This window comes from Paenibacillus sp. FSL R5-0749, from assembly GCF_038595085.1.
In the GTDB taxonomy this organism is placed as follows: domain Bacteria; phylum Bacillota; class Bacilli; order Paenibacillales; family Paenibacillaceae; genus Paenibacillus.
Genome location: NZ_CP152005.1, coordinates 5,308,936 through 5,321,073, shown reverse-complemented (window position 1 = coordinate 5,321,073; position 12,138 = coordinate 5,308,936). Strand labels below are relative to the sequence as shown.

General features: G+C 45.3%; 8 protein-coding genes and 2 tRNA genes. 7 read left to right on the top strand and 3 right to left on the bottom strand.

Translation table 11 applies throughout. From position 1 onward, the window contains the following. Nucleotides 1–87: 87 nt before the first annotated feature. Both MKY85_RS23760 and MKY85_RS23755 read left to right on the top strand, forming a co-directional pair. Nucleotides 88–387, top strand: coding sequence for a hypothetical protein (locus MKY85_RS23760; protein ID WP_342570910.1), 300 nt, complete (start codon nt 88–90; stop codon nt 385–387). Between the two features lie 31 nt (nt 388–418). Then, nucleotides 419–775: a hypothetical protein gene (locus tag MKY85_RS23755; protein ID WP_342570909.1), complete on the top strand. Its 357-nt coding sequence runs from the start codon at nt 419–421 to the stop codon at nt 773–775. Between the two features lie 167 nt (nt 776–942). Here MKY85_RS23755 and MKY85_RS23750 read toward each other — a convergent pair whose 3' ends face one another. Beyond that, nucleotides 943–1,236: a DUF4870 domain-containing protein gene (locus tag MKY85_RS23750; protein WP_253440343.1), complete on the bottom strand. Its 294-nt coding sequence runs from the start codon at nt 1,234–1,236 to the stop codon at nt 943–945. 337 nt (nt 1,237–1,573) lie between these two features. On the opposite strand from MKY85_RS23750, the gene MKY85_RS23745 reads away from it, so the two are divergent. The 3 genes from MKY85_RS23745 (at nt 1,574) to MKY85_RS23735 (ending at nt 7,003) form a co-directional block, all read left to right on the top strand. Further along, nucleotides 1,574–1,647: transfer RNA gene (locus MKY85_RS23745), tRNA-Arg, on the top strand. 242 nt (nt 1,648–1,889) lie between these two features. Continuing rightward, nucleotides 1,890–2,660, top strand: coding sequence for a class I SAM-dependent methyltransferase (locus MKY85_RS23740; protein ID WP_342570908.1), 771 nt, complete (start codon nt 1,890–1,892; stop codon nt 2,658–2,660). Nucleotides 2,661–3,043: 383 nt separating this feature from the next. Next, complete coding sequence (locus MKY85_RS23735) at nt 3,044–7,003, top strand: S8 family serine peptidase (RefSeq protein WP_342570907.1); 3,960 nt, start codon at nt 3,044–3,046, stop codon at nt 7,001–7,003. Between the two features lie 125 nt (nt 7,004–7,128). Here MKY85_RS23735 and MKY85_RS23730 read toward each other — a convergent pair whose 3' ends face one another. Next, entirely contained in the window at nt 7,129–8,358 is a 1,230-nt protein-coding gene (locus tag MKY85_RS23730; protein ID WP_339237125.1) for an MFS transporter, read from the bottom strand. A 779-nt stretch (nt 8,359–9,137) separates the two neighbouring features. Beyond that, nucleotides 9,138–9,211: transfer RNA gene (locus tag MKY85_RS23725), tRNA-Arg, on the bottom strand. Between the two features lie 327 nt (nt 9,212–9,538). On the opposite strand from MKY85_RS23725, the gene MKY85_RS23720 reads away from it, so the two are divergent. Further along, entirely contained in the window at nt 9,539–10,381 is an 843-nt protein-coding gene (locus MKY85_RS23720) for a hypothetical protein (RefSeq protein WP_339243189.1), read from the top strand. 138 nt (nt 10,382–10,519) lie between these two features. Further along, the gene (gene tig, locus MKY85_RS23715) at nt 10,520–11,860 is read left to right on the top strand and encodes a trigger factor (RefSeq protein WP_342570906.1); all 1,341 of its coding nucleotides are present in this window, start codon (nt 10,520–10,522) and stop codon (nt 11,858–11,860) included. Nucleotides 11,861–12,138: the final 278 nt, after the last annotated feature.

Below are 12,138 nucleotides of genomic sequence, written 5' to 3'. Positions count from 1 at the left end.
CGAAAGCAGGCATAAAATGTCTGTCCTCTTCGGAAACTAGTTCTAGGGACAACGACCTAAACATGCCTGTGAAGGAGAGAACGTGCAATGGACAGTATGAAGTATTATGTGTCTGTCATGGGCCGCTCCGTTATTCCGGATCCGTCGGTAACATCGTATGAATGGATCATTCAGGCAACGCCGCAGGAAGCGGAGCACTTACTGGGACTGCTGAGCCTCATGCAGGAAAAGGAGGAAGAGGCCTTTCCTGGCATGGTGTTCCCATGGCCAGATACACCGGAGGAATCCGTAAACCGGGCGTATGAAACGGTATTACAACAGGTGTATCGGGAGATTTACCGATTGGGCACACCAGAGACACGATACCAGATTGAACAAACTACGTGATAAGAACACAGAAAAAGGAGCGCGATAACGAATGTATGCCATTCAAGATGCCAAAATACGCAGATTAACCGAGGTAGACGGATTATCCTGTGCAGAAGTGGAAGTGCAGCCTGGAAATGTCGGAGATCCGTCATTACTTGTATACGTGGCCTCTACTCAACCCGGAAATTCGCTGGAAGTCGTTCGGATTGTACGCAACCACTCTGATTCAGCGATCGACTGGTATAACAATAATATGCACACCGCATTTGAAGAGGCGACAGAAACCGCCTTTGAGAACAGCGAAGGTATGACGGTGGAGGAAGATAAGGCTCAGTTTCAAAATGAGTTGTTTGCCTTTGGTTTGCTTGGTCCAACGCTTCAGCGTTATCTAATCGGAAAGGCTTAACCGGGAACGTTTGTATGAGTTGGATTGATGGATGGCAGAATAGGAGTTTCTTGTCGAGCATACATCGATAGTAAACGAATTGTTGTAACCACAGCTGCAACTGGAAAACCCCGCTGTTAACAAACAGCGGGGTTTTGTTATGCAAGTCAGTCCGGGCGGATAGGTGATCAAGCGTACTCACGCAGCACTTGAATCCCTTTGACCACGTTATATACAAAGCTTAATCCGTAGATCACAAAGAATAGAACGACAAAGCCGACGGCTGAACCCAAACTATGTGCAGTCACGAAGAAATAAAATAGCGGGATGGCAGCAAGAAAGGGGAATACATGTGAGAATAAGGCGCGTTTTGCATGTCCCTCAATGTAAGCATCCTTGGCAACAATCCATACGATGATTGGAAACAGGAACGGGGCAAAGAAAATACTAAAGTAGGATAGGGCTGATAAAAGTTGTCTCATGACGATTCTCTCCTTCAATGCATCATTGAAATGTATGTATGCAAAAGATTACCCAGCAATTCTACCATTGAACATGTCTTATGTTAATCTTGCTCTAAATGTCCCCATCTCCTCAATATAACCTGGTTCAAGCAATCATATTCTTAAAGGGAATGGAGTATGAGAATAATACCGAAAGTACATTTAGAAAGGTTGTTCAAAAATTCCGAATTTGATTACGAAGGATGCCTGTGGAACTCGCATTGAAGTATAATTATTAATTTTTTTATAAAACTATTGAAAAATATAGAAATCAGAGTATAATAAGAACCGCGCCGAAAATTTATAATACATATTTGTCTCAGTAGCTCAGCTGGATAGAGCAACGCCCTTCTAAGGCGTCGGTCGGGGGTTCGAATCCCTCCTGGGACGTAAAAAACAAGAAGCTTCCTTTGGGAAGCTTCTTGTTTTACGTTCAGGGGAAGAGAACCCCAATGGTTCGTCGGAGCATTCGCTTCGTTAGCACCACTTCGCAGTCTCGACTGGAAGGAGAGTATCCCTCCTGAATTCATTTATTGGTTATACCTATAAATAATATAGAATTTATATATTTAAATAATAAACAATTCTGTGCCACAATGAGGATATCAATAACGGAAGCGACGGTGGTATCCATGAAATCAATAAATCAATGGCAAGCAGATGACTATGACAACAAACTGGCTTTTGTCTCCGAATATGGCAAAAACCTGATCTCTTGGCTTCAACCTCAAAAAGGGGAATACATTCTTGATCTGGGTTGCGGTACGGGGGATTTGACGTACGAAATTTCTCTGGCCGAAGCTGAAGTTGTTGGTATGGATGCATCGCTGGACATGATTCGCCGTGCGAGGGAGAAATTCTCTGGAATTGAGTTCGTGGGAGGAGACGGTCATCAGTTTGAGACGAATAGACAGTATGATGCCGTCTTCTCCAATGCAGCCTTGCACTGGATGCGAAGTCCGAGATTAGTGGTGGACAGTATATGGAAATCTTTGAAGCCCGGAGGGCGATTTGTATCAGAATTCGGTGGTAAAGGGAACGTGCAGACTATCGTGAATGCCTTGGAAGAGGTTATCGAGCGAAACACGGGCATTCGTGCTTCTGAACGTAATCCTTGGTATTTTCCGTCGATCGGAGAATATAGCTATATTTTGGAACAAGGCGGATTTCTGGTACGTCATGCCTATCACTATGACCGTCCTACCAGATTGGAAGATGGTGAGCAGGGTATAGTAGGCTGGTTGGCTCATTTTGGAGGAGACTATTTTGAAGGTTTCAGTCATGATGAGATACAACAAATATGCCATGAAACCAGTCAGATCGTGGTGCCTAAACTTTGGAAGAGTGATGCTTTGTATGCAGATTACAAGCGTCTGCGTATTGAAGCCGTGAAGCCGGAATGAAGTTGATTTTGTGATAGTTATCGATGTTAACCGAATTGATTTTATGCTTTGTACACTAAATAACTTTACCATATACCAAGATTCTCTTGCTGACAAAGAGGCGCTTGGTCTTTTTTTTTGATGCATTATTTTAAAAATAAAATATTCGAACGACAAATAATTACAAGTAGATATTTTTATCATACTCAAGACCCATATAAGTAATTTTTATATCATTTATGTAAGTATTTAGAAGGAAAATGTGGTATTTTGATAGAATAATTTACCAAGGGTCAATCTTCTTGCAGATAGGTGGTGAAATTGGAGTGCGTATTGCAGTACGCACAAACAGCAGGAACCCATCATTTGGTGAGGTATTCACATTTAAAAGGAGGGGCAAAGCCTTGAGTAAACGATTGATATCCACGTTATTAAGTGTTCTGATGGTCTTTTCCATTATTCTCCCCGCGGCTGGAGCCGCTCCCGCAGATTCATTTATTCAGCTTGAAAACTTACCGAGTACAGCCGAAGCCAAACAATGGAGAGAAATTCTTGCAGGACGGGAAGCCAAACTTGCCGCAGATCCATTTTTGGATAAAAGCCTGGAAGGCCTGGGTGGAGAGAACACCCGAGTGATCGTTGAGCTTTCCAATAAACCTGTTGCAGTAGCGCAAGGTGAATCAACCCTCTCCGGAAAATCTTTTACCTCCTCTATGGAAACAAAGGCTGTGACTCAAGTTGAGCAACAACAACAGTCATTTGTACATAGCCTCACTCAGAAGAAAATCAAACATGAAGTATTGGAAGAGTATGCATATGCCCTAAATGGTGTAGCGATTGAGCTTAAAGGAAACCAAGTGGGACAATTGCTTCAAATACCTGGCGTGGTCAGCGTATATCCTGACCTTGAAGTTACAATAGCGCCTGAGACCGATGAAGTGAACCCGTACATGAAAGACACGGCGCCTTTTATTGGTGCACCTGAAGTATGGGATCTGGGTTACAAAGGAAATGGCATCAAAGTGGGTGTCATCGATACAGGGATTGACTATGAGCATCCTAATTTGCAGGAAGCTTACAAAGGCGGATGGGACTTTGTTGGTAACGACAATGATCCGTATGAAGCGACATATCAGGAATGGAAAAGTTCAGGGGAACCTGAGTTTAACGAAAGGGGAAGTGCCTTTTACACATCCCACGGTACGCACGTAGCTGGTACCATTGCTGCTCGTGAAGCAGGGGATTACGGGATTGTTGGCGTTGCTCCTGAAGCAGATATCTATGCATACCGTGTACTTGGGCCGTATGGTAGTGGTCAAACCTCATGGGTGCTCGGCGGAATTGATCGTTCCGTTGAAGATGGCATGGATATAATTAATCTCTCTTTGGGGAATGCCGCTAACGATCCAAGTTATATTACCTCGGTAGCCCTGAATAATGCGATGCTGTCTGGTGTGACAGCAGTAGTTGCCAGTGGCAATGACGGACCGAACCGCTATACACTCGGTTCTCCGGGGGCATCTGCCATGGCCATCACTGTAGGTAACTCCACGGGCCCTAGCCAGCTTATTACAGCGGATACTCACTTCTGGATTGGTGAGGAAGGCGAAGAGACTCTGCCTGAGCAACAACCGGTGCCAGAGGTTGAATCATCTCCTGAACTGGGGACGGCATCTGGAACAGAAGAGCCTGAAGGTTCGGAGCAAGGTGTACCCGCAACTGCTACTGAAGATAGTGCAGCAGCTGTGGAGGATGTGGTTTCTGACGAAGCTGGAGTTTCGAATGTAGAAGAGGCTGCAACTGAAGAAAATACGCCATCTGCATCACCTTCTGCACCAGTTGAAGCTTCTCCTGAAGCTGCTCCTGTGGAAGAAGAGCCTGTAATTGCTCTAACTGAAGCTCCACTGGCTGTTACAGAGTCGGTTTACCGTTTGGATGTGATGGGATGGAGCCTGTCAGCAGACCCTGAGACTGTTTTGACTGGGAAATATGAGCTTGAATTTGCAGCACTGGGTAAGCCCACTGATTTTGAAGGTAAGGATTTTACAGGCAAAGTAGCATTAATACAACGTGGTGAACTCGCATTTGTAGAGAAAATCGCCAATGCCAAAGCGGCTGGGGCCGTGGCTGTTATTGTATATAACAACATTCCGGGCCCAATCGGTGTAAGTCTGGGAGATAACTTTGAACTCATTCCAACACTGAGCATGTCCAAGGAAGATGGAGAGGTTATCAAGGCTGAGTTGGACGCAGGCCAAGCCGTTGAAGTGAGCTTTAGTGATTTTGAACGCAGCCAAACGCCGGGTGATGAAATGAATTCATCCAGTTCACGCGGACCTGCCAAGGTAACGCTGGACATCAAACCGGATATTGTTGCACCAGGTACAAGCATTCTGTCTACGATTCCTGCCTACGGCAAGGATGAGCCAGACGCAGATTACGCACAAGCTTATGACCGTAAATCAGGTACAAGTATGGCTACACCTCATGTAGCAGGGTTGGTTGCACTGTTGATTGAGAAGCATCCGGACTGGACGCCATTTGATATCAAAGTTGCGCTGATGAACAATAGTAAAGTGTTGGATACAACCCAATTTGATGTATTTGATCAAGGTGCTGGCCGTATTCAAGCAGTGAATACTATTGATCCTGCTGCTTTTGTCAAAGTGCTTGATGTAACTCAATATACCGAAAGTGGCGCTGTTGTTGAAAAGGAGAATATCACCGGAAGCATCAACTACGGTAATTTCCTGAGCACAGATGAAAAGACGATTACCAAAACGATTAAAGTTGAAGCGCGGAATGGCAGTGGAGGGGATTACACTGTAAATGTGAATCCAACTCGTAATGTTGCTGGTGTATCCGTTGCGGTAGACAAGAGTTCCTTCACACTGAATGGTGAGGAAGAGCTTGCAGTGACAATTACCGTTCCACGAGGGGTTACTGCGACTACAGAAGCACAAGGATACATTGAGTTCTCGAACGGAACCAATACATTTACTGTGCCATATGTTGCTCATTTCAACGTTACGTTGAGTGGAGTTAAATATATTGAAACCGTAAAAGGCACTGAAAAAAATCCTTTCCACTATCCATTGAAGGCTGATGGTACGTTGGATACGCTTAATGTAGCGATGGAATTCTACAATCCGATGACATTCGCCCTGATTGAGATTTTTGATGGTCTTAATCCGGAAGGTGGATATTATCAAGATGGTTATATCGGCTCCATCTTCGGTAACTATTATAATTTCAATGCTAACGCAAGATATAATCTTGCCTGGGATGGCACATATGCGGATTACACAACCGATGAAGTGACAGAGATTCCGGATGGTTTATACACCGTTGATATCACTACTATTGGAACGGACGGCAAAACCTATAAGGAAGACACTTCGCCATTTTTGGTGAAAAAGACAGCTCCGGCTGTAACTGCACCAGAAACATTGGAGTTCAAAGCGGATGAGTCTGCTGTCCTTAATGGTAGCGTGGAAGATTTGTACTTCCGTGTTGCGCCTGCGCTTGCCAGCGGATGGGACATTGCTTTTGATGCGGCAGCTTCCCTGGAAGCAACGTATGTTGTGAGTAAAGAGGATGGTTCGGTTTATAAAGAGGGAGGCTTTGAGGTACAAGCTGATGGCACCTTTAGCCTTCCTTTGGAAGGAATAGACGCAGGTGAGTATGCCGTTGAACTTACGGTAAAAGACCAACAGGGGCTTTCGGGTACAGCCAATACGGTACTGAAGTTGGAAGCTGTGGAGACCGAACCTGAAACTCCGGCTACCAAGGCTCCGGGTACACCTGTATTGTCTCACAATAACTGGATAGGTAACGGCCTGCCAGAGGGTTCGTATATCGTTTCCATGAACCTATGGTGGGGCGAGAACGGAACTAGCTACAAGTTATATGAGGACGGGGTTCTAATTGATACGCAGAAGTTGACTTATAACGCGCCTTGGGCGCAGTTTGCTCAGACGAAAATCACAGGCAAAGCCAATGGCACATATACGTACGTGGCTGAGCTCACTAACGACAAGGGAACAACGCGGAGTCAGACGTTGACTGTTAAGGTTACCAACGCAGCGCCAGGCAAAGCAGTTCTATCTCAGGATAACTGGGACGGCGATGGCAATTATAAGGTGACCATGAACCTGTGGTGGGGGACCAATGCTACCGAGTATCGTCTCTATGAGAATGATAAGTTGATCGACACGCAAGAACTCCGTGCGGTATCACCTCTTGCGCAAAGTGCTGTGACTAAACTGTCCGGCAAAGCATCGGGTACGTATACGTATCGGGCCGAGTTAATTAACGCAGCTGGAGTTACCAGCACAGACACGATTAAGGTGAAAGTGAAGTGAGTTCTTCCTCATTGAAACTGAGTAAACTAATGAAGGAATGGTTCTAGCATAAACGGCCTCCATCCTGATTTTCGAGGATAGAGGCCGTTTTGTTTTAATTTATTTTTTGTTAATGAATGGTATGACTAACCGATCATCCGATTTTTACTGGCTTGAAGCCCTGCGATTAATAAAGCAATGGCCAGAATGACCTGAATGAGCAACGGAAGGGTCCATCCTTTTGTCCAGTCATGAAGCATGCCGAACAGTAGAGGTCCCACTGCCGCCAGCATATATCCGAAGGACTGGGCCATACCGGACAGGCTGGCAGCTTGCCTGGCATCTTTTGAGCGAAGGACGAAGAACATGGTTACCAGTCCAAACGAAGCTCCGGCACCGATTCCAGCCAATGTGACGCCGATGGTAACGAGCGAAGCGATGCCACTTAATAATAGTGCATACCCGACAATTAATGAAGAGCACGTTATCGTGGTTAGAACACGCTGATTCTGCGTTCGGCCGGCCAGGATCGGAACGATAAAGGTAGCCGGTACACTAACCATCTGCATCAAGGAGAGCATCCACCCTGCTGAAGTGGGGCTGAACCCTTGCTCGGCGAGAATTTCGGGTAGCCAGGTAATCGTCGTATAGAATATTAGAGATTGCAGACCCATAAATAAAGTAATGAACCAGGCTAGTGTAGAGGTCCTTAGACGCACGGGTGTCCCTTCGCTCTGGGAGGTAACATATAACATCTGCTTGCGTCCTGCTGCGATCTGGGGGAGCCACAAGAGAAGCGCAAGTATGGACAACAGGGCCCACATACCTAACGAAGCGCGCCAACCCATAGATGTAGATCCGGCTAGGGGCACGCTCACGCCTGAGGCGATGGCGCCAAAAATGTTCATGGATACAGAATATAATCCGGTAACGATCCCCACCCGCAATGGAAAATCACGTTTGATCAAACTTGGCAACAGCACGTTGCTTAATGCAATGCCGCATCCCAATATTGCGGTTCCGGTATATAAAGAGAGAACGGAAGGCAACAAGCGTAAGGCCACTCCGATGGTCACGATGATAACAGCCAATAGCAGAGCAGATTCCAGTCCTAACCGTTTGGCAAGACGTGGTGCAAAAGGAGAGACTGCTGCAAAGGCGAGCAAAGGTAGTGAGGTCAGAAGCCCGGCCATCGTATGGCCGATACCTGTATCTGAGCGAATCATCTCCACTACAGGTCCGGTTGCTGTGATCGGTGACCTCATGGTAGCGGCGATAACGATAATGCCTGCTAATAACAGGCCGAATCTTTTGGATGTCGAAGAATGTTCTTCCTCGGCATGGAGGGACGAGTGCTGCTGTATTGAAGATGACATTGATAAAATCTCCTGTTTTCTATGAAGTTGATATGTATGGATTGTTACATTATCCACTTCGCAAGCATAACATTCCGTGTCAATATTGAGCAATGAAATGAAAAAAAAGCACCCACAAGAATGCGGAGCTCAGACGATCATGGGCTGACAAACTTCTTAACGAATCGAAGAGGTCTTATAGTAATGGTTAACCGCTATGCGCAGATTCTAATGAACCTCAGCAACGTTAATCAGGTAATTTACTGCAATCTGAGTGAGTTAATCCGCCGGAATGGTGAAATAAGCTCTCTAAAATTCGTTAGAACTCCATGATGCTAAAATTGGGTCTAATAAAGTGTCCTAGGTTCGTTAGATCTTCGATACTGCAACGTGTCGTCCATATAATGAACGAATCAAACGTTTCAATGCAGCGACACCAGGTACCGAACTACCGAAGCGAATGCTCCGACGAACCGTTGGGGTTCTCATCCCCAGAACGCAAAAAAAACTTCCCGAAGGAAGTTCTCTTTATTACGTCCCAGGAGGGATACTCTCCTTGCAGTCGAGACTGCGAAGTGGTGCTACCGAAGCGAATGCTTCGACGAACCGTTGGGGTTCTCATCCCCAGAACGCAAAAAAACTTCCCGAAGGAAGTTCTCTTTTTTTACGTCCCAGGAGGGATACTCTCCTTGCAGTCGAGACTGCGAAGTGGTGCTACCGAAGCGAATGCTTCGACGAACCGTTGGGGTTCTCATCCCCAGAACGCAAAAAAACTTCCCGAAGGAAGTTCTCTTTTTTTACGTCCCAGGAGGGATTCGAACCCCCGACCGACGCCTTAGAAGGGCGTTGCTCTATCCAGCTGAGCTACTGAGACATGAATTTTTTCAAGCAAAATTGATTTTATCATATGCATACAGGAATATCAAGCATTTTATTTTAATCTGTTTTTCGTATATGATATTTGGCGGCAGTAACGTTTTTTTCATTATATTTACGGTTATGTTAGAATATCAGGAGAACTCAAAAAATAGATCGACATTCGTTTTAATATATACATCTATTTAAGTTGATTCCAACTGGAGATTCAGGATATAGAGGAGGTGCTCCCATTAAGGAATCCACGACCCCGGAAACCGAGCATAACAACAATATTGTGCTGTTTCCTAAGACGCTGGACTATTACCAGATTCAATTGACAGTTATGCTTGAAAATGAACGGTATGGTGAAGCGATGAAATTGCTTCACTTTTTGCTGCAATGTCAGGGACAGGAAGAGCGCCATTATGATGAATGGCGGGCCCTGCTCGAATGGCTTCAGGCGGCGTTCCCTCAATATGAAGAAACCTCGCCTGCCATTCTTGAAGAACGGGAAGAGGAAGAAGAGATCAGTGAGGATGACATGGCACGGCATCATGCTCGAATGAAGCTTGAACAGGATGATGGATATGCAGATAAGATGCTTCGTACTGTAATGGAGGAGCCGCTATCCGAACAGACGATGCTGGCCTTGGAGCAGCTGGCCTATCTGGATCTACCGAAGATTGACGAGGCACTTACCCATTGGTTAAAAGACAAGACGCTTCACCCTTTGCTTCAATTTCGGGTGTTGCAAACCTTGCGTCGCCGAGGTGTTCAAGGTATGATCCAGTTTACGAGAGGCGAAGAGCAGGTTGAAGTCGAGATCGATACGGTGCCTCTTAAACCAGAGGAATTCCCGCTTCAAATTGTTCAGATTCTGGAACGAGTGGCAGATCAGACGGAGGTTCACGAACCTACGCTCTTTTACTTTGCCCAGGAACTGTGGATACAATATGTCATGGCGGTGTATGGAACCCGCGATTATATATCGATGCTGGAAGAAAATGATTCCATGACAGATATATGGGCAGCAGCCCTACATATGACCGTTGCAGACAGTCTAGGTGGTTCGCATGATGAGGAGAATACACGCTCAATGTATGCTGTGACAGGGGCGATGCGCTTTCGACTCGAGCAGGCTTATCGTTCCATGAAACAGTTTGTATCTGCCGGTTTGGACGGGTAATCGAGGCCGGAAACGTTTTCCTTAAACTCTATCAAGGGATTCCCCTTGAAAAAGAATCTAATCTTGTTTATACTAAAATGGTTATTTTGTACGTGATTGCCTACGTGAACATGTGAATTTTGGAGGGGAAAGTATACAATGAAAGCAACTTGGGAAAAGATAGAGAAGAACCTTGGGGTTCTTGAGGTTGAAGTGGATGCGGATCGTGTAACCGCAGCACTCGACAAAGCTTTTAATAAAGTGGTTAAACAAGCAAACGTACCTGGATTCCGTAAAGGTAAAGTACCACGTTCCATCTTCGAAGCACGTTTTGGTGTAGAGAGTCTTTATCAAGAAGCAATCGACATTTTGCTTCCTGAAGCTTATACAGAAGCAATCGACCAAACGGATATCTTCCCGGTTGATCGTCCTGACGTAGATGTTGAACAATTCGCTAAAGGACAAACATTCAAGTTCAAAGCGAAAGTAACTGTGAAACCTGAAGTGACTCTGGGTGAGTACAAAGGAATCGAAGTTGCTGTAGCAAAAGGTGAAGTAACTGAAGCAGACGTGAATGAAGAACTTGAGCGTCTTCAACAACGTCACGCTGAACTCGTTGTACTTGACGAAGGTTCCGCTGCTAACGGCGACGTTGCAGTAATCGACTTCGACGGTTCCGTTGATGGTGTACCTTTCGAAGGTGGACAAGCTGAGCGTTATTCCCTGGAACTGGGTTCCAACACATTCATTCCTGGATTTGAAGAGCAAGTTGTGGGTCTGTCCACAGGTGACTTCAAAGACGTTGAAGTGACTTTCCCAGAGAGCTACCATGCAGCAGAACTTGCTGGCAAACAAGCGGTATTCAAAGTGAAAATTCACGAAATCAAGCGCAAACAGCTTCCTGCATTGGATGATGAGTTTGCTAAAGATGTTAGCGAATTTGACACGCTTGAAGAGTACAAAGCTGACCTGAAAACACAATTGGAATCCCGTAAAGCAGACGAAGCCAAAGCTGCACAAGAAAATGCAGTTGTAGAAAAAGTGGCTGAGAACGCTGAAGTGGACATTCCGGCTGCAATGGTTGACAGCGAAGTACAAAACATGATGCGTGATTTCGACAACCGTCTGCGTAACCAAGGTATGAACCTTGAAATGTTCCTGAGCTTCTCTGGCCAGACTCAAGCTGACCTGAGAGGACAAATGCAAGAAGATGCTTCCAAACGTGTTCGCAACAACCTGGTGCTTGAAGCTGTAGGTAAAGCGGAGAACATTGAAGTATCTGATGAAGAAGTGAATCAAGAACTCGAGAAAATGGCTGAATCTTACAAGCGTCCTGCTGAAGAGATCCGTGGCATCCTCGAAGGTAATGGTTCCCTGGACAGCCTTCGCGATGAAGTGAAACTGCGTAAAACGATTGACGTTCTTGTTGAGAACAGCACAGTTGTTGAACCAGTTGAAGCTCCGGCTGAAGAAGTTGTTGCAGAAGCTGACGAAAAATAAGACAAGCTGTGATCAACTTGTCAGTTGAATAAACGATAAGGCACGTGAATTATTGCGTGCCTTATTTTTAAATTATTACATCCATTTTATAGAAAATGAAGTAATTATATGGATGTAAACTAATTTTACTGATCTGTGTGTACACTTTTTACATACCTATGTACTTCAAGCAAATAAAAAACGGCAAGACGGCATAGGATGGCTTCAATTTGCACATACATAGAAAACATGGTTAAATATGATCAGGCTAAAAAAGTAATCAAACTGATATCTGACCC